The sequence below is a fragment of the Pyxidicoccus sp. MSG2 genome (genome assembly GCF_026626705.1).
GTDB lineage: Bacteria > Myxococcota > Myxococcia > Myxococcales > Myxococcaceae > Myxococcus.
Map to the genome: position 1 here is coordinate 960,596 of NZ_JAPNKC010000001.1, position 18,108 is coordinate 978,703.

14 protein-coding genes are annotated in these 18,108 nt (G+C 70.8%); 8 read left to right on the forward strand and 6 right to left on the reverse strand.

Annotated features, from left to right (window positions below):
* Position 1: 1 nt before the first annotated feature.
* The 4 genes from OV427_RS04040 to OV427_RS04055 form a co-directional block, all read right to left on the reverse strand.
* The gene (locus OV427_RS04040) at positions 2-190 is read right to left on the reverse strand and encodes a hypothetical protein (protein ID WP_267854787.1); all 189 of its coding nucleotides are present in this window, start codon (positions 188-190) and stop codon (positions 2-4) included.
* 183 nt (positions 191-373) lie between these two features.
* On the reverse strand, positions 374-1,519 hold the full coding sequence (locus tag OV427_RS04045) for an LOG family protein (protein WP_267854788.1): 1,146 nt from the start codon (positions 1,517-1,519) through the stop codon (positions 374-376).
* 92 nt (positions 1,520-1,611) lie between these two features.
* Complete coding sequence (locus OV427_RS04050) at positions 1,612-2,505, reverse strand: L,D-transpeptidase family protein (protein WP_267854789.1); 894 nt, start codon at positions 2,503-2,505, stop codon at positions 1,612-1,614.
* A 104-nt stretch (positions 2,506-2,609) separates the two neighbouring features.
* Entirely contained in the window at positions 2,610-4,781 is a 2,172-nt protein-coding gene (locus OV427_RS04055; RefSeq protein ID WP_267854790.1) for an AAA family ATPase, read from the reverse strand.
* A gap of 539 nt (positions 4,782-5,320) precedes the next feature.
* On the opposite strand from OV427_RS04055, the gene OV427_RS04060 reads away from it, so the two are divergent.
* The 8 genes from OV427_RS04060 to OV427_RS04095 all read left to right on the forward strand — a co-directional run bounded on the left by OV427_RS04060 (position 5,321) and on the right by OV427_RS04095 (position 14,930).
* The gene (locus tag OV427_RS04060) at positions 5,321-6,562 is read left to right on the forward strand and encodes a heparin lyase I family protein (RefSeq protein WP_267854791.1); all 1,242 of its coding nucleotides are present in this window, start codon (positions 5,321-5,323) and stop codon (positions 6,560-6,562) included.
* 84 nt (positions 6,563-6,646) lie between these two features.
* Entirely contained in the window at positions 6,647-6,964 is a 318-nt protein-coding gene (locus OV427_RS04065; RefSeq protein ID WP_267854792.1) for an antibiotic biosynthesis monooxygenase, read from the forward strand.
* A gap of 1 nt (position 6,965) precedes the next feature.
* Complete coding sequence (locus tag OV427_RS04070; RefSeq protein WP_267854793.1) at positions 6,966-8,132, forward strand: iron-containing alcohol dehydrogenase; 1,167 nt, start codon at positions 6,966-6,968, stop codon at positions 8,130-8,132.
* Between the two features lie 22 nt (positions 8,133-8,154).
* Positions 8,155-8,892, forward strand: coding sequence for a dienelactone hydrolase family protein (locus tag OV427_RS04075; protein ID WP_267854794.1), 738 nt, complete (start codon positions 8,155-8,157; stop codon positions 8,890-8,892).
* 169 nt (positions 8,893-9,061) lie between these two features.
* Positions 9,062-12,469 (forward strand): ATP-binding protein, encoded by a 3,408-nt coding sequence (locus OV427_RS04080; RefSeq protein WP_267854795.1) that lies wholly within the window; start codon positions 9,062-9,064, stop codon positions 12,467-12,469.
* A complete protein-coding gene (locus tag OV427_RS04085) occupies positions 12,466-12,822 on the forward strand; it encodes a response regulator (RefSeq protein ID WP_267854796.1) in 357 nt (118 codons plus the stop codon). Before OV427_RS04080 ends, OV427_RS04085 begins: the two co-directional genes overlap by 4 nt.
* 332 nt (positions 12,823-13,154) lie before the next feature.
* Positions 13,155-14,291: a hypothetical protein gene (locus OV427_RS04090; protein ID WP_267854797.1), complete on the forward strand. Its 1,137-nt coding sequence runs from the start codon at positions 13,155-13,157 to the stop codon at positions 14,289-14,291.
* A 123-nt stretch (positions 14,292-14,414) separates the two neighbouring features.
* Positions 14,415-14,930, forward strand: coding sequence for a hypothetical protein (locus tag OV427_RS04095; protein WP_267854798.1), 516 nt, complete (start codon positions 14,415-14,417; stop codon positions 14,928-14,930).
* Positions 14,931-14,936: 6 nt separating this feature from the next.
* Here the strand turns inward: OV427_RS04095 and OV427_RS04100 are convergent, their stop codons facing one another.
* The gene (locus tag OV427_RS04100) at positions 14,937-16,466 is read right to left on the reverse strand and encodes a pyridoxal phosphate-dependent decarboxylase family protein (protein WP_267854799.1); all 1,530 of its coding nucleotides are present in this window, start codon (positions 16,464-16,466) and stop codon (positions 14,937-14,939) included.
* Positions 16,467-16,486: 20 nt separating this feature from the next.
* Positions 16,487-18,091, reverse strand: coding sequence for a xylulokinase (locus OV427_RS04105; protein ID WP_267854800.1), 1,605 nt, complete (start codon positions 18,089-18,091; stop codon positions 16,487-16,489).
* Between the last annotated feature and the right edge of the window lie 17 nt (positions 18,092-18,108).

The window sequence follows — 18,108 nt, forward strand, 5'->3', positions numbered from 1 at the left end:
ACTACCTCACGCTGGACAGGGCCCTTGGCGGGCCCCAGGCGAGGTTCGCGTAGGTCCGGGTGGGCCTGGGCGCCTCGGGCCGGCTCGGGGGCCGGGGCCGCTCGGCGGACCAGCACGCCGGCACGGACCAGAGCAGCGCCCCCAGCGAGACACACACCGCTCCCAGCCAGAACGGATTGGTGTGGGACATGGCACTCCTCCTCGGCCGGCAAAGGCCCGCGCCGACCCTCGCGGAACGGTCCTCGCGTCGGCGCATATCGGCACGCCCGGCGCGCGTGCATGTCCCCAAACACCCACCCGGGCGAAATATGTCACCGACTCCAGGGCATGAAGGGCGGCCACGGCCTTCCGGCGTGGGGCGACTACACCGCCCTCACCCCGCGCCGTGTTGCGCGAAGTCGTAGTCCACCAGCGCCCGGATGACCTCCTCCCGCGAGTCCGTCAGCAGCAGGTGGCGCGCGTACTCCTGTCCCTGGGCGAGCTGCACCAGCAGCGGATACACGGGACGCGTGCGCGTCCAGAACTCGGTGCCGAGGAAGATCATCGGGCTGATGACGCCCACGGAGTTGTAGTGGTTCTGGCACGCGTCCTGGAAGATTTCCTGGATGGTGCCTGCGCTGCCCGGCGCATAGACGATGCCACCGCGAGCAATCGTGAGCAGGCCGTCCTCGCGCACGCTGTTGGCGAAGTACTTGGCGATGTACGTCGCGAACGGGTTGGGCGGCTCGTGCCCGTAGTGCCACGTGGGGATGCCCAGGCTGTCGCAGTGGGGCCTGTCGCCATCGCGAAGCGGAAACGCGCCCCGTACCTCGAAGGCGCACGCGAGCCACTCGCGGTCGGTGTAGCTGGGGGCCTTCGCGAGCATGGCGAGCCCCGAGTCCAGCTCCGCTTCGGTGCGCCGTGCGAACCAGGCGCCGACGTGGGTGGCCTCCATGGCGCCCGGGCCTCCGCCGGAGACCATGAAGAAGCCCCGCTGGGTGAGCTCGCGAGCCAGCGCCGCCACCGCGCGGTAGTCCGGCTGTCCGCGCTTCATCGAGTGGCCGCCCATGATGGCCACCACCTTGCGCTTCCCGCCCCCCGCCGCGAGCACCTCCTCCATGGCGTCGGTGACGGCATGGTCATGGAGCCGCTGCGCCAGCGTCTCCAGCAGCGTGGGCGGGCTGCCCCGTCCCTGCGCGGCCCAGTGCGCGTAGACGCGCGCGTCCAGCGTGTCGGCGTACGTCTCCGGCCGTGCCGGGTCGAAGCCGGCGTACAGCTCTTCCGGCGAATAGACGCTGCCGCGATAGGGCTGGTAGGGCAGCCCGGTGATGGGCGGGAAGACGAGGGCCCCGTGCGTGAGCGCCACGCGCAGGGCCTCAGTCTCCAGCTCACACCCGAGGAAGACGGTGCCCGCCAGCTCGGAGGAGGCCAGCTCGCGGGTGTACCGCCGCAAGTCCAGCCCCTGGATGACGACGTTGGAGAGGTGCGCTCCCGAGCGCAGGTGCCGCTCGAAGGCGTCGATGGTTTCAATCTCGGTCACACCGGGAGGATTCCACGCCTGCCTCCCCGGGCGGTAGAGCTTCATCAACCTGGTGAGGCGACGCCCGCCGCGGCGTGGACCCTCAGCCGCGGCTAGAAGAGGACGACCATGGTCCCCTCGGGCACCTGGTCGAACAGCGAGGCGATGTCCGGGGTGTGCATCACCACGCAGCCCCAGGACAGGCGCCCGCCGCTCTCCGCCAGCGTCCACTCCCCCGCCCAGCCGTGCAGGCCGATACCGCTGCCCAGGCGCGTGGAGGCCTCCGTGTTCCGCCGCGCCGCCCAGTCGCGGGCAATGCGCTCGCGCGTCTTCGCATCGACGAAGCCCGAGGCCACACCCCGGTCGGCGTCCCACGGATTCGGATAGTTCACCCGAATCCAGTGCCCGCCATAGAAGGCCGAGTACGGCCCGGGAATGTCCCCTCGCACCTTCTGCGTGACGAAGTACATGCCCTTCGGCGTGCGGTTGTCGCCGCGCACCTCCTTGGCTCCCGCTGCCTGGCCGAAGCCCACCTCCTTGCGGACCACTTCACGCCCCTTCGCGTACAGACGGAGCTGGAAGTCCTCGTGCGAGATGAGCAGCAGTGACGCTTCCTCCGCCGGAAGCGGCAGCCGCTCCCGCGTCGAGGTGAAGCGCCGCAGCTCCGCGGCGGAGAGACGCCGGCCCGCGTGCACCGTCACGACGAGCCGGGCCGTCTTCCCCACCCGTCCCAGCACCTGCCCTCGCGTGACGAGCGCCTCCGGACGGAGCTCCACCCCGTCCAGCCCCGAGTACTCGGACCGGGCACGCAGCAGCGCATGGTTCTCGTAGTACAGGTGCTCCAGCACGACGGAGCGCCCGCCTTCGCCCACCTCCGCGACGCGGCCATGCGCCAGTGCGAGCACCTCGCTTCCCGGACGAGCAGCCAGGCTCCCGGGCACGGGAGCGAAGCCATCCGCGGGCGGGTGCGGAGGACGCAGGTACGCCTCGAACGCATCGGGAGCCATCGCGGCCAACGCAACGGACGGAAAGCCTGGCACGCAGGCGAGCAGGAGGGAGAGGACCAGGGGGCGCACCGGGGGTGGACACTCGGGCCTCGCCCGGGGTTCCGTCAACGCCGCGTGCCGAGCACCCGGAGCGCTGCCTCCGCTTGAAGCTGCTCCGTACGCGCCCCCACGGCCGCGGCATCCTGCGCGGCGAGCTGGAGCTGCTTCCCCGCCTCCTCCAGTTCTCCCAGCCGCAGCTGCGCCCGCCCGAGCGCGAAGCGCAGCCGGGACTTCAGCTTGAGGTCCCCCACCATCGAGGCGAGCTGAAGGCCGCGCACGGCATCCTCCTTCGCCAGCTCCGGCGCATCCGCCTGGGTGTGCAGGAGCGCCAGCCCGTGGTGCGTGTGCGCCATGCCCCAGCGGTCCCCGGTGCGCGACTCCAGCTCCAGCGCGAGCTGGAAGAAGTGCGTCGCGCGCTCCCGGTCCCCCGCGCGCGCGTGGGCGTCACCGAGGTGGAGCAGCGCGGTGGAGTGCTCCCACGTGTCCCCCGACACCTCGCTCCAGCGCAGCACCGCGAGGTACTCCGCGGTGGCCTGCTCCGGCTGGCCCTTCCCCATCAGTACGTTGCCCATGGCCCGGTGCAGGGCGGCCTCCACCGCGGCCCGCGCGGGTCCGCTCTCCGGAGGCGCCAGCCGCAGCCGCTCGCGCGCGAGACGAAGCCGGGTGCGCGCCTGCTCGAAGCGACCCAGCCCACACAGGGCGAGCGCGGCATCAGCCTCCAGTCCCGCCGCCAGCGTGGGCAGGGACTGCACGCCCTCGCGCTGCCCTTCCTCCGCCACCACCAACACCTCTTCGAAGCGACCGAGCGCGAAGAGCACGGAGCCCAGCTTGTGGAGCCGCCGCGCCCGGTCCCCGAGCGGGGGTACGGGCTCCCGCGCGTCGAGCGTACGGGAGGTGCGCCAGGAGTACTCGGCGTCTTCCCGCGCGCCCGCCAACCGGTGGGCATCCCCCATGCGCTCCCAGAGCACCCGCTGCCAGTCGAGCGACGCCGCGGGCTCCAACCCCAACGCCTGGCCGAGCGCGAAGCGATACACCCCGAGCGCGAAGTCCGTCTCCAACGCCGCGCGGTGCCACCCCGCCAGCTCCAGCAGGTGCGGCAGTGCGCGCTCCGGCGCGTCGGCGGAGAGCCAGTGCCGGGAAAGATCCGCGCAGGCCCGGCGCCGCAGCTCCACGGGCAGCGACTCATGGGCCTCCGCGGCCCGGCGGTGCAGCGCGTGCGAGTCGGGAGCGACGTCCCCCAGCAAGCCCTCCGGAAGACACACGGCCCACGTGTACCGTCCGCCCGCGGCGGCCCGCAGCCACCCGCCCGCCTCCAGCGGCGCGAGCGGCGCGCAGCCGCCCACCAGCGCCCCCAGCACCGTCCGGGGAAACGAGGGCCCGAGCACGGAGGCCGACTGGAGCGCCTCGCGCTGCGTGGCAGACAGCGCCCGCAGCCGCGCGCCGAGCACCGCCCCACCCGTGCCGGGCACCGGCAACTCGGGGCGCTCCTCTTGAAGGGTGATGGCATGCAGCAGGTGCAGCGGATGCCCCGCGCCCGCCTCCAGGAGGGCCGCGCGCACCTCCGGCGTCACGGGCGCGCAGGAGGAGCGCACGCGCTGCTCGAGGAGCGCGGTGGCCTCGTCGTCGGAGAGCGGCCCCACCGTGACCACCTCGGCCGACAGCGGCACCGGTGCCGTGCCCCCGGGACGCTGGAGCGCGAGCAGGAACAGCGGCGTGTGTGAGAGGCGCGACACCAGGACTTCGATGAGCGCATGGCTGAACGGGTCCGCGTGCTGCCAGTCCTCCAGGATGAGCAACCTCGGACGGCGGTGGGGCATGAGCGCGTGGCAGAGGGCATCGAACAGCGCGGTGCGCTCGGCGGAGAGGCTCGCCGGGACGCCCTGCCGCTCACGGCCCTCCAGGAACCGCGCCAGCAACTCCGCGTCCGCGCTGGACACCCACCCCACTCCCGGCGGCGGCCGCAGGCCCCGGGTGGCCTCGAGCAACTCACGGAAGGCGCCGCCCGGCATCCCGGGGAGGGCCAGGCCACTGCCCTCGAATACCTCGAAGCCGTCGCTCGCGAGCTGCTCGACGAGCGCGTTCTTCAGCCGCGACTTGCCCAGCCCCGCCTCGCCCACCAGCCACACCGCGCGGCCGAGCCCGCGCCGGACTTCCACCGCGAGGTCCTTCAGCCGCACCAGGTGCGAGGCGCGCCCCACGAGTGGGGGCTGGCAGGTGGCGGTCATCCACCTGCGCACCGGCGCCCCCTGTCCAACCCCGGGCGGAGTGCGTGGGCACGCGAGAGCACCCACCGGAATTCGAGCTCCACAGGCAACACACATGCCCGAGGACGAGGCCATGGCCACCTCCCATAACGGATTGCCGCGGTGTGGTTGGAGCGCCGATCCTCGCGTCCTCGGAGCGACCCGGACTTTCTAACGCCGCCGGGGTCCGCCGCGCCTCGCGCCTCGGGGCTGTGTGAGTGTCTCCTCCACGCCACGCGTGCTGCCCCACACCACGGTCCGTGATTGCAGCCCGGTCTCAATCGCGTCCCGATACACAATTACAATCAGTTTACATGTAACACGCAGGTGCCCTCCCCGCAGGGCAGGCAGGCGTGTTCGACATGTGTTGAGTACGAAATAGTTATCACCGATACTCGTTCACATCGCAGTGCGGCGCTCTCGCGCCGCTTCCTTGGAGCAGACCCCACATCTCAAAGCCAATACATCCGCCCGCCCGCTCTCCGCGGCGCGGTCTCACTCCCCGTCTGTCTTTGATTCCCCCGAGAGCTCACATGAAGAAGACCTTCCTGCTGGTTGGAACCCTGCTGGGTATTGGTAGCGCTGCCTGTGGCGCCTACGAGCCCGCGACCGAAACGGGCGAGGCCCCCGACGGTGCCGGCCAGGCTGTCGCGGCCGAGGCCCTCACCGCTTCGAACTGCACCCAGCTCACGGCCACGGCGGCCATCGCCAGCGGCAATGACGGCAACCTCCCGGCCAACACCCTCGACGACCAGCTCGCCACGCGCTGGAGCAACCTCGGCAAGGGCTCGTGGATTGACTACGACCTGGGTGCCACGAAGACGGTGGGCGGCGTCACCGTCGCCTGGCACGGCGGCAACACGCGCGCCAACACCTTCGCGGTGTCCGTCTCCCCGGACGGCATCACCTACACGCCGGTCTACTCCGGCAAGAGCACCGGCACGACGGCGGCGGCGGAGACCTATACCTTCACGCCCGTGTCGGCGCGCCGCGTGCGCATCACCGTCAACGGCAACACCCTGAACGACTGGGCCAGCATCGCCGAGGCGCGCGCCTGCGCCGGAGCCACGACTCCGCCCCCGACGACGCCTCCCACGGGCTCCAGCGTCGTCTGGGTGGGTGACTTCGAGACGGGCAGCCGCTCCCAGTGGAGCAGCACGCAGATGGTGAGCGCGGACCGGCTGGCGCTGGTGTCCTCGCCGCTGCGCCAGGGCCGCTACGCCCTCAAGGCCACGGTGAAGCAGGGCGATGACCCCATCAACGCCAGCGGCAACCGCAACGAATTGGTGCGGATGACGCGCGAGCCGGTCGGCTCCGAGTACTACTACCGCTGGAGCACGATGTTCGACTCCACCTACCCGAGCGCGAAGACGTGGCAGTTGTTCGCGCAGTGGCACCACGACGGCAACTCGGGCTCGCCGCCGGTGGAGTTCACCGTCTACGGCGAGGAGATCCGCCTCAACATCGGTGGCAACCCGGGCACCATCGTCTGGCGCACGCCGCTGGTGCGCGGCCAGTGGATGGACTTCATCTTCCACGTGAAGTGGTCGCCGGACTCCAGCGTGGGCTTCGTGGAGCTGTACCTCAACGGGAAGGTCGTGCTGCCCAAGCGCAACATCGCCACCCAGTTCCCGGGGATGCTCAACTACCTGAAGGTGGGCCTGTACCGGAACGACACCATCTCGCAGGTGGGCATCGTCTACCACGACGGGTGGACCATGGCCCGCAAGCTGGAGGACGTCCTCAGCCCCACGGCGGTCCTCACCGCGCCGTAGCGGCTGCCTGACAGCGAACACGTGGCCCCTCCGGGCCGGAAGCCGTGCACCCGCGCGGCCCCGGCCCGGAGTAGTTTCCAGGGCATGTCCCACTCCCTGCTGGTCGTCCATGTCCACGTCCACGTGAAGCCGGAGCACGTGGAGGCCTTTCGCGAGGCCACCCTGGCCAATGCCCGCCAGAGCGTGAAGGAGCCCGGCATCGCCCGCTTCGACGTCATCCAGGACACCGAGGACACGACACGCTTCGTGCTCGTGGAGGTGTACCGGACGTCGCAGGCCCCGGCCGCGCACAAGGAGACGGCCCACTACCTGCTCTGGCGCGACACGGTGGCGCCGATGATGGCGGAGCCGCGCACCAGCCGGAAGTACATCAACCGCTTCCCCGACGACGCCGGGTGGTGACGTGAGCGGCCTCTCCTTCGAGTTCGCCACCGCCACGCGCATCGTCTTCGGTCCGGGCAGAATCTCGGAAGCGCCCGAGGTGGTACGCAGCCTGGGCGGCAGCCGGGTGTTGCTCGTCACCGGGAAGGACCCGGCGCGCGCGCGGCCGCTGCAAGAAGCGCTGGAGCGGCTCGGCCTGCCGGTGCGCGTCTTCCCGGTGGACGGCGAGCCCACGGTGGAACTGGCGCGCGAAGGCACGGCCGTGGCGCGCGAGTCCCGCTGCGACGCCGTGGTCGCGTTCGGCGGAGGCAGCGCGCTGGACGCGGGGAAGGCGATTGCGGCGCTGGCCGCGAACGGGGGAGACCCGCTGGACTACCTGGAGGTCATCGGCCGGGGGAAGCCGCTCACGCTGGCCTCCCTGCCCTTCGTGGCGATTCCCACGACGGCGGGCACGGGCTCGGAGGTGACGCGCAACGCGGTGCTGGGCTCGAAGGAGGCGAAGGTGAAGGCCAGCCTCCGCAGCCCGCACATGCTGCCGCGCGTGGCGCTGGTGGACCCGGACCTGCTCACCGGAGCACCGGCGGCGGTGCTGGCCTCCAGCGGGCTGGATGCGCTGTCGCAGGTCATCGAGCCATTCCTCTCCGCGCGCGCCAACCCGCTCACGGACGCGCTGGCGCGCGAGGGCATGCGCCGCTCGGCGCGCTCACTTCGGCGGGCGGTGCTGGACGGGCCGGACGCGCCCGCGCGCGAGGACCTGGCGCTGGCCAGCCTCTTCGGCGGGCTGTGCCTGGCGAACTCGGGCCTGGGCGCGGTGCATGGCTTCGCGGCGCCGGTGGGCGGCATGTTCGACGCACCCCATGGCGCGGTGTGCGCGGCGCTGCTGCCCGCGGTGCTGGACGTGAATCTGCGGGCCCTGCGCGCCCGCGCCCCGGAGCACCCGGCGGTGCCGCGCTTCCAGGAGGTGGCGGCGCTGCTGACGGGCCGGCCGGACGCGCGCGCGGAAGAAGCCCTCGCCTGGGTGGAGGAACTGCGCGCGGCGCTGCGCGTGCCGGGCCTGGGGCGTTATGGGCTGACGGCGGCGGAAGTGCCTGCGCTGGTGGCGAAGGCGAAGGCCGCGAGCAGCATGAAGGCCAATCCCCTGGTGCTCACGGACATGGAGCTCACGGAGATTGCCACCCGTTCGATTTGATTTTCCGGAGGTCACACCGCGTATGCAGGACGTCGACATCAAGACCGCTGACGGAACGATGGACGCGAAGCTGTTCCACCCCGGGGGCAATGGCCCCTGGCCCGCCGTCATCCTGCTGACGGATGCGTTTGGCGTCCGGCCCGTGTTCGACGAGATGGGCCACCAGCTCTCGAAGGAGGGCTACGTCGTCCTGCTGCCCAACGTCTTCTACCGCGAGGGCCACGCGTCGAAGCTGGACCTGCGCGGCACCTTCGAGGACGAGGCGTTCAAGAAGCGCATCTACGCGCTCATCGGCGGGCTGACGCCCGAGCGACAGAAGGTGGACGCGGGCGCGGAGCTGGACTTCCTCGCGCGCAATTCGCGGGTGAAGGGGCCGAAGGCGGGAGTGGTCGGGTACTGCATGAGCGGCGGCATCGCGGTGCGCATGGCGGCGGACTTCCCGGAGCGCGTCGGCGCGGCGGCCTCGTTCCATGGCGGGCGGCTGGCCACGGACGCGCCCGACAGCCCCCACCGCCTCGTCGGTAGGGTGAAGGGCGAGCTGTACTTCGGCCACGCGGACAACGACGCCTCCATGCCGGCCGAGGCCATCCAGAAGCTGGAGGCCGCCCTGAAGGAGTCCGGCGTCAAGCACCGCTCCGAGCTCTACGCGGGCAAGCGTCATGGCTTCGCGGTGGCGGGCTCCGCGGCCCATGACGAGGACGCCTCCGAGCAGCACTGGCAGAGGCTGCTGGATTTGTTCGGCCGGACACTGCGGGACTGACACCCCCGGAGTTCCCTTCTCGGCCCCGGAGTGCTCGCGGTCGTCCGCTGCATGACGGTTCGAACCGGCTGCTGGTGAACGCTCGCCTTGTCCCGGAGCGCGAGCATCCGTATCCCATACCAGCATGGGCACACAGCGAAAGCTCGAGTGGCTCGCCGGGGGTGGCGAGATGGCGACGCTCATTGCGTCGCTGGACTGGTCGAGCTCGCCGCTGGGCCCCATCGAGACGTGGCCGCAGAGCCTGCGCACCACGGTAAGCCTTTGTCTCGCCTCGAATTTTCCCATCAACATCATCTGGGGCGACGGCCACAACCAGATCTACAACGCGGGCTACCGCGTCGCCTGCGGCGCGGCGCACCCGCGTGCCATGGGCGAGGACTACCGGGTCACCTGGGCGTCCGCCTGGCCAGCCATCGGCGCACCCTTCGAGCGGGCGCTCGCTGGGGAGACGAGCTTCCTCGAAAACCAGCGAATGTTCCTCGAGCGCAACGGCTACCCGGAGGAGACCTTCTTCACCTTCTCCCTCAGCCCGATTCGCGATGAGACAGGGAAGGTGGTGGGCCTCTTCCACCCGGTGACCGAGACGACCGCGACGATGCTCGCCCAGCGGCGGACCCGAGCGTTGCGGGACATCGCGAACCGCGCCGGCCAGGCAACGGTCTTCGACGAGGCCTGCGAGCTGCTCCTCGGGTCGCTCGACGAGTACGCCTTCGACCTGCCCTTCGCGGTCCTCTACGTGACGACGCCGGACGGGAGCCAGGCCCATCTCCACGGGACCCGCCGGACACCGGCCGGAGGCCCGCTCGCGCCGCAAGTGATTGAATTGGCGAAGGCAGACGAGGGCACCGGGTGGCCACTCTCGCGCGCGGCACGCAGCGGCAGGGCGGAGCCGGTTCATGACCTGGAGTCCCGGCTCGGGCGCGTGGCCGCGGGCCCATACCCCGAGCCACTGACGACGTCGTTCGTGCTGCCCGTCCGGGTGGGTGGCATGGACGCACCGCTGGGCTTCCTCGTCGTCGGGGCCAGCACGCGGCTGCCTCTCGACGATGCCTACCGGGCCTTCCTGGAGATGCTGGGGGCGGCGGCGAGCGCGGCCCTGAGCAATGCGCGCGCGTACGAGGCGGAGCGGCTCCGGGCCGAGGCGCTCGCGGAGATTGACCAGGCGAAGACAGCCTTCTTCAGCAACGTGAGCCACGAGTTCCGCACGCCGCTCACGCTGCTGCTCGGCCCGGTGGAGGACCTCCTGGCCGGACAGCGCGGGGAACTGCCGGAGGCCGCGCGCGGCGAGCTCGAGGTGGTGCGCCGCAACGGGCTGCGGCTGCTCAAGCTGGTGAACGCGCTGCTCGACTTCTCCCGCATCGAGGCGGGCCGGGCCCAGGCCTCGGTCGAGCCGACCGACCTGGCCTCGCTCACCCGCGATGTCGCGAGCGCCTTCCGCTCTACCGTCGAGCGCGCGGGCATGCGGTTCGTGGTGGACGTCGAGCCCCTCGCGAACCCGGTGCTCGTGGACCGGGAGATGTGGGAGAAGATCGTCCTCAATCTCGTGTCGAACGCGTTCAAGTTCACCCATGCGGGTGAAATCCGCGTCGAGCTCCGGCGGGAGGGCGGCTTCGCGCGGCTGTCGGTGCAGGACACGGGCATCGGCATTCCCGCCGATGAGCTCGGGCACGTGTTCCAGCGCTTCCACCGGGTGGAGGGGGCGAAGGGGCGCACCCACGAGGGCAGCGGCATCGGCCTCGCGCTCGTGAACGAGCTCGCGAAGCTCCATGGCGGCTCGGTCGAGGTGCGCAGCGTCGAGGGAAGGGGCTCCACCTTCTTCGTCCGCATCCCGCTCGGCAACGCCTACTGGATGGCGAAGCCTGCTCCACTCGATGCGCAGCAGCCCCTCTCCACCGCGACGCGCCCCGAGGCCTACGTGGAGGAGACGCTCCGCTGGCTGGCGAACCAGGTGCCGGAGGCCGCTCCGGTGGCGGACGGCGGGAGCGGGGCAAGGCTCGCCACGTCCCCGGCGGCTGGCGAGCGCCAACGAATCCTGCTCGCCGACGACAACGCCGACATGCGCGACTATGTCCGCCGCCTCCTCGAGGGCCGCTATCAGGTGACGGCGGTGACGAACGGCGAGGAGGCGCTCCGCGCGGCGCGAGCGTCCCGGCCGGACCTCATCCTCTCGGACGTGATGATGCCGGTGATGGACGGCATCGAGCTGGTGCAGCGGCTCCGGGCAGACGACGCGCTGCGCACGCTCCCGGTCATCCTGCTGTCCGCGCGCGCGGGGGAGGAGGCCACGGCGAGCGGGCTCGAGTTCGGCGCGGACGACTACCTGACGAAGCCGTTCGCGACGCGGGAGCTGCTGGCCCGCGTACAGGCCCAGCTCAGCATGGCGGCCCTGCGCTCGAAGGTGGCGGAGCAGGAGACGCGCGCCGCGAACCTCGTGCGGCAGCAGGAATGGCTGGAGGCCGTGCTCGACCGCCTCCCGACTCCCACCCTCCTCGTCGACCCGGGCTCCGGCCGGTTCACCTTCGCGAACCGCGCCGCCCAGCAGCTCTCAGCGGGTCCCTTCCCCGTAGACCTCGACGCCGCGGAGCGCGGCCGTGCATTCCGCATCACCGACGAGGCGGACCGCCCGCTACCGCCGGAGGACACCCCTGGAGCCCGGGCCGTGCGCGGTGAGCACCTCCGCGACCTGGAGTCCGTGTGGCACTCGCCCGCCGGGCGGTTCAACATCGTGGTCGACTCCGACGTCGTCCCCGCCATCGACCCGCAGCCGTCCCAGACCATCGTCACCTTCAGGGACATCTCCCGGCTCAAGCGGGTGGAGCGGGAGCTGAAGACGCTCCTGGGCGCACGCGACGAGTTCCTCTCCATCGCCTCGCACGAGCTGAAGACGCCCATCACCTCACTGCGCATGCAGTTGCAGATGACCGAGCGGGGCGTGAAGCCCGAGGAGGGCCGTGCCCCGAGCCCGGAGAAGCTCGCGAAGGCGCTGCGCGTCTCGTTGATACAGGTGGACCGGCTGACGAGCCTCGTCGAGGACCTCCTCGACGTCGCCCGCATCCGCACGGGCACCCTCGACCTCGCCGTCCAGAAGCTCGACCTCACCCAGCTCGCACGCGACGTGCTGGAGCGCCTCTCCGGACAGCTCGCGCAGGCCGGCTGCCAGGCGCGACTGGACGCCCCGCCCGGGCTGATGGGGGTGTGGGACGGGCGCCGGCTGGAGCAGGTGCTGACGAACCTCATCTCCAACGCGATGAAGTACGCGCCGGGCGTGCGCCTCGACGTGCGCCTCACGGCGGCGGGAGACCTGGCCCGCATCGAGGTGCGCGACCATGGCCCCGGCGTCGCGGAAGCCCAGCGAGAGAGCATCTTCGAGCGCTTCGACCGGGGCCTCGCCTCACGCAATGCCGGAGGGCTCGGACTGGGACTCTTCATCTCCAAGCAGATCGTGACGGCCCACGGAGGGAGCATCGTGGTGGAGGGCCCGCCGGAGGGCGGCGCGAGCTTCGTCATCCTGCTTCCCCGCGATGCGTCGCACGCGCGGGCCGGTGGATATGAGGCCGCGCCGGGGGGCGCGACATGAGCCGGCGAATCCTCGTCGTGGAGGATGACGTCTACATCCGTGACTCCATCCGCGAGCTGCTCGAGGACGAGGGCCACACCGTGGTTTGCGCGGAGAATGGCGCCCAGGCCTTCGCCGAGCTGGAGACGATGCGGCATTCGCCAGACCTCATCCTCCTCGACCTGATGATGCCCGTGAAAGACGGCTTCCAGTTCCGCACCGAGCAACGGGCCGACGCGCGCTTCGCACACATCCCGGTGGTGGTGATGAGCGCCGACCCCCACCTCGAGAGCCGGCGCAGCGTCCTCGACGCCCGCGCCTACCTGCGCAAGCCGGTCGACATCGACCTGCTGCTCGCCGCCACTGCCGCGTAGACAGCGGAGGGCGGTGCCGCGGCCCGGTGCTGGAACACGCGTCGGCGTCCGGATGAGGCCCCTTGCCAGGAAGCACCGACCTCGTTAATCCTGTCGGCATGTACCTCGTGGTGAGTGCTCGTCGATTTAGCCGCCCCCCGGCCCCGTTTGGGAGTCGGGAGGCCGTGCTCTTCGACTGAGCGCACGCCCCTCTCGTTGGTGGAACGCCGTCAGGCGCGACGCCCTCCCGAGCTCGCCGGGGGGGCATCCGAAGCCGGCGGCGCAAGGCGGCTCCCCCGCCCGGCGTCCCGGAGACCGCTGCGTCCCATCGCCATTCCACCGAGAGGTTTCCCATGTCGTCCGTCTCCGTCTCCATCCTCAGCGCCGAAGAGCTCCGGCGCGCCCTGTCCGTCCGCGACCTCACCGACCCCACCACCGGCCCGCACGCGATGCAGCAGCTCGTGTCCGCCGCGCTGGAGGCCCTGCGCTCCGCCTGGGGTTGTGAGGTCCGCATCCACCGCCAGAGTCCCGTCGTCTCCATCGCCGACAACTACGACCGGCTCCACTACCCGCCCGGCGGCGCCGCCCGGGACGCGCGCTACTCGCGCTACGTCTGTGACACCGCGCTGCTGCGCTCGCAGACCTCGGCCATGATTCCAGGCCTGCTGCGACACGTGGCCTCGGCACCGCCCGAGGACGCGCTGTTGGCCTGCCCCGGCCTCGTCTACCGCCGCGACTGCATCGACCGGATGCACACCGGCGAGCCCCACCAGATGGACCTCTGGCGGGTCCGCCGGGGGCCGCCCCTCACGACGGACGACCTGCGCGAGATGATTTCCACCGTGGTCCGCGCGCTGCTCCCGGGGCGCGAGGTGAAGCTCACCCCGGCCGTGCATCCGTACACCACCGATGGCCTCCAGGTGGACGTGCTCCACGGCACGGAGTGGGTGGAGATTGGCGAGTGCGGCCTCGCGCTCCCGGCGCTGCTGGAGGAGAGCGGCCTGGACCTCCGCACCACCACGGGTCTGGCCATGGGCGTGGGGCTGGACCGCATCCTGATGCTGCGCAAGGGCCTGGACGACATCCGCCTGCTGCGCTCCGCGGACCCGAGGATTGCGTCCCAGCTCCTGGACCTGGAGCCCTACCGCCCCGTGTCCTCCATGCCGGAGGTGCGAAGGGATGTGTCCCTGGTGATGGAGGAACAACAGACACCCGAGGAGCTGGGTGACGCCGTGCGCGCGGCCCTGGGCGAGCGGGCGGAGTTGGTGGAGAGCGTGCAGGTGCTCTCGGAGACGCCCTGCTCCGCGCTGCCCCCCAGCGCGGTGAAGCGCATGGGCATATCCCCGGGACAGAAGAACGTGCTGCTCCGTGTGGTGCTGCGCGCGCTGGACCGCACGCTGACGCATGACGAGTGCAACACGCTCAGGGATGACATCTACGCGGCGCTCCACCGGGGCACCGCGTGGGAGTGGGCGGCACGGCCGCACTGACGCCCGTGACGCAACGATGACGGAAGGAACGCGACCCCATGGCTCGGCGGGGCGCGCCTTTCTCTAGCTTGACGGCCCGCCCGACAACGCCGGTCGGGCTGTCACTGGAAAGGTCTGCCCATCATGTCGAAGCTCCTCCGCCGTGTCGTGATGATGGTCGTTGGCTCCTGTGCCCTTGGAGCCTGCTCGAGCGTCAAACCCGCCACCTGGTCCACGGACGCCATCTCGGTGCGCACGCTGAACATCGTCGACGAGAAGGGCCAGGCGCGCATCCGCATCGGCGCGCCGCTGCCGGACCCGCAGGGCCTCAAGCGCGCCGTGAAGGCGTACGGCATCCAGTTCATGAGCCCGGACGGTCAGGAAATCGGAGGGCTCGCCATGCTCGACTCCATCGGCATCCGCGGGCTGTGCTTCGACAGTGAGGAGGGCTACGAGGCGATGTGCGTGGGCCTCATCAAGGGCCAGCCCAACATCACCTTCCGCAAGGACTGGAAGGAGCGCATCGTCATCGGCGTGGACGACGGCGTCGCGAGCATCGTCATCAATGACGCCGAGGAGAAGCCGCACCTGCGCCTCTCCGTCGACAAGGACGGCAAGACGCAGGTCGAAGGCGTGACGCCGACGCCCGCGAGCAGGTAGGCGGCGTCACACCTTGTAGAGCAGGTCCATGTACTTTTTGAGCAGGTCGCTCACGAGGCCGCGAAAAGGGACGCTGGCCGCCATGCCGTAGACGGGCGCCATCGTCCCCTTCTCGCCGGGGTGGGCCTTCACGTGCTCCACGGCGGCGCGCAGGTCCGCGAGGAAGCGATCCGCCACGCCGGGTTGCGCATGCCGCAGGGTGACGCACAGGTGGACCGCGGCGGGCTTGTGCAGCCCGTTGAGGCTCCACCCGTGCGCGCTCATCTGCTCCATCACCTTGAACACGTCCACCGCCTCCGAGCCGAAGGCGATGACGAACAGCGGGTCGCCCAGCACGTGCAGCTCGGGAATCGCCCGGATGCCCTGCTTGATGGCGGAGGCCGTCTCCAGGATGCGGCGGGTGGCCTCCAGGTAGCCCTGCTCGCCCATGCTCACCAGCGAGGCCCATGCCGTGGCGATGAGCGCGCCGGGCCGGCTGCCGGAGAACGTGGGCGAGAAGTAGATGCCACCCGGCCAGTCCGTCGCCGTGAAGTACTGGTGCGAGCGCAGCGCCGTCCCCCGGTACAGCACCACGGACGAGCCCTTGGCCGCGTAGCCGAACTTGTGCGTGTCCACGGAGATGGACGTGACGCCCGGCAGCCGGAAGTCGAAGGGCGGCACCTCGTAGCCCAGCTTCTTCGCGAAGGGCAGCACGAAGCCGCCCAGGCACCCGTCGGTGTGGAAGCCGATGCGCTTCTTGCGCGCCAATTCGGACAGCTCGGCGATGGGGTCGATGACGCCGTGGGGAAAGCCCGGCGCGGAGCCAATGAGAACAATCGTGTTGCGGGTGATGGCCTTCTTCATCGCCGCCACGTCCGCGCGGAAGTCCGGCCCCACCGGCACGCGCACCATCTTCACGCCGAAGTAGTGCGCCGCCTTGTCGAAGGCCGGGTGCGCGCTGGAAGGCGCCACCATCTCCGGCCGGGTAATCCCCTTCTCCGCCCGCGCCCAATCCCGGTACGTCTTGATGGCGAGCATGATGCTCTCGGTGCCACCGGACGACATGGAGCCGCAGATGTGCTCCTCGGCGGGCCTACCGGCATTGGCGGCGTCGGCGCCGAGCATGCTCGCCGTCATGGCCACCACCTCGGCCTCGAACTTGGTGGCGCTGGGCCACAGGTCCGCATGCAACGGGTTGCTCTGCGAGTGGAGCGCGTACACGCGGTTGAGGAAGTCGATGTGCTCCGAGTCCCCGTTGTACACGGCGCCGGACACCCGGCCCTCGCGCCAGCGCGACTCCTCCTGCGACTCCAGCGCCTGGAGCTCCTTCAGCACCTCCTCGCGCGAGCGCCCCGTCACCGGCAGATGGTCGAACGCGGGCATCTTCCCGCGGTACGGCTTGAGGTCTCCCTCCAGCTCGGACAGCAGGGAGTCCGTCTCCTTCGACAGCAGCTCACGCACCATCGGCACGGCCTTGAGGTAGCGCTCGGCGGCGGACAGCAGGCGTGGGGGCACGTGGTTCAGCAGGCGCAGCGACTTCGGGTCGGGCAGTGCCATGGGAAGTCCTTTCCGGGCCGTCAGGCGCTCCGGGCGCGGTTGAGGCGCGCGAAGATGGCCTTGTTGGCCTTGTAGAGGTTGACGAACTCGCGGAACAGCTCGTCGTAGAGGGCCCGGTTCTTCGGGTCCGGCTCGTAGGTGCGGGCGATGGGGACGAGCGAGGGAATCTCCTCCACCGTGAGCTGCCCCAGCGCCACCGCCGCCTGGAACGCGGCGCCCCGGGCATTGGCCAGCACGGGCTCGTCCACCTGCTGAATCGTACGGCCCAGCACGTCCGCGTGAATCTGGCACCACAGCGGCGAGCGCGCCCCGCCGCCGATGATGCGCATGGAGTCCAGCCGGCGCCCCACGAACTGCTCCACGTAGGTGAACAGCCAGCGCGAGTTGTAGGCCACGCCCTCCATCACCGCGCGGACCATGTGGGCCCGCGTCGTCTTGAGGGACTGGTTGAAGAAGCCGCCGCGCAGCGCCTTGTCGTCCACCGGGCTGCGCTCGCCGTTGAGCCACGGCATGAAGATGAGCCTGTCACTGCCGGCGGGGACGCTGCCGGCCTGGCGCTCCATCAGCTTGTAGACCTCCGCCGAGTCGTCCTCCGCCGCCACGTCCCCCGGCTTCGCGTCGCGGCCGTAGAGGATGTTGTCCTTGAGAAAGGTGAGGCAGATGCCGGCGGACTCCTGCTCGTTGGCCAGCAGGTAGCGTCCCGGCAGCGCGGAGGGCACGGAGGCCATCTGGTGGAACAGGTCGGTCTTCTTGTACGGCACGTGGCAGCTCAGCCACGAGGACGTGCCCACGCACAGGTGCGGCTCGTGGTCTCTCACCGCGCCGGAGCCCACCGCGGCGGCGAGGATGTCCGGGGCGCCCGTCACCACCTGCACGTCCTCGCGAAGGCCCAGGGCGCGCGCGGCGTCGGGCTGCAACGGGCCGAGCACCGTGGCGGCGGGCACCAGGTCCGGCAGCTTCTCGCGCTGAAGCCCCGTCATCTCCAGGAGGCGCTCGTCGTAGGCGACGCGGCTCAATTCGCGGTTGTCCGTCACCCAGTGCAGGGTGATGGAGTCGTAGGAGGCGGCGAAGCGGCCGCTCAGCCGCAGGTTGAGCCAGTCCTTGGGCTCGAGGAACTTGTACGTGTTCCGGTAGACCTCCGGCTGCGCGCCCTGGAGGTAGAGGATGTGGCCCACCGGGTCCTTGCCGGACAGGCTCGGCACCCCGCCCGTCAGGCGAATCCACGTAAGCAGGCGGCGGAGGCCATAGCCCTCGATGGGGATGAAGCCGTGGGCCACGCGCTTCACCTGGGCCGCGCCGCGCGAGTCCATCCAGATGAGCGCGGGACACAGGGGCCTGCCCGCCGCGTCCACGGCCACGGTGCCGGACCACTGCGAGCTGCAGTTGACGCCGATGATGTCGTCCGCGCGGACGTCCCCAGAGTCGAGCAGGCGCCGCGTGCCCCGGATGATGGCGCGCCACCAGGCCTCGGGGTCCTGCTCGGCGCCTCCGTCGGGGAGCAGGGAGAGGTCCAGCGGTTCCACCTCACCGCCGAGAATGCGTCCCCGCACCGTCACCACCGCGAGCTTCACGGCCGAGGTGCCGAGGTCGATGGCCAGGATGGACTTCTCACCTGCGTGGGACACGCGCCCTCCGTGGGTCC

Coding starts and splice junctions, on each gene's coding strand:
- OV427_RS04040 (WP_267854787.1), bottom strand. CDS start 190: ATGTCCCACACCAATCCGTTCTGGCTGGGAGCGGTGTGTGTCTCGCTG.
- OV427_RS04050 (WP_267854789.1), bottom strand. CDS start 2,505: ATGGCTCCCGATGCGTTCGAGGCGTACCTGCGTCCTCCGCACCCGCCC.
- OV427_RS04060 (WP_267854791.1), top strand. CDS start 5,321: ATGAAGAAGACCTTCCTGCTGGTTGGAACCCTGCTGGGTATTGGTAGC.
- OV427_RS04065 (WP_267854792.1), top strand. CDS start 6,647: ATGTCCCACTCCCTGCTGGTCGTCCATGTCCACGTCCACGTGAAGCCG.
- OV427_RS04075 (WP_267854794.1), top strand. CDS start 8,155: ATGCAGGACGTCGACATCAAGACCGCTGACGGAACGATGGACGCGAAG.
- OV427_RS04080 (WP_267854795.1), top strand. CDS start 9,062: ATGGCGACGCTCATTGCGTCGCTGGACTGGTCGAGCTCGCCGCTGGGC.
- OV427_RS04085 (WP_267854796.1), top strand. CDS start 12,466: ATGAGCCGGCGAATCCTCGTCGTGGAGGATGACGTCTACATCCGTGAC.
- OV427_RS04090 (WP_267854797.1), top strand. CDS start 13,155: ATGTCGTCCGTCTCCGTCTCCATCCTCAGCGCCGAAGAGCTCCGGCGC.
- OV427_RS04095 (WP_267854798.1), top strand. CDS start 14,415: ATGTCGAAGCTCCTCCGCCGTGTCGTGATGATGGTCGTTGGCTCCTGT.
- OV427_RS04100 (WP_267854799.1), bottom strand. CDS start 16,466: ATGGCACTGCCCGACCCGAAGTCGCTGCGCCTGCTGAACCACGTGCCC.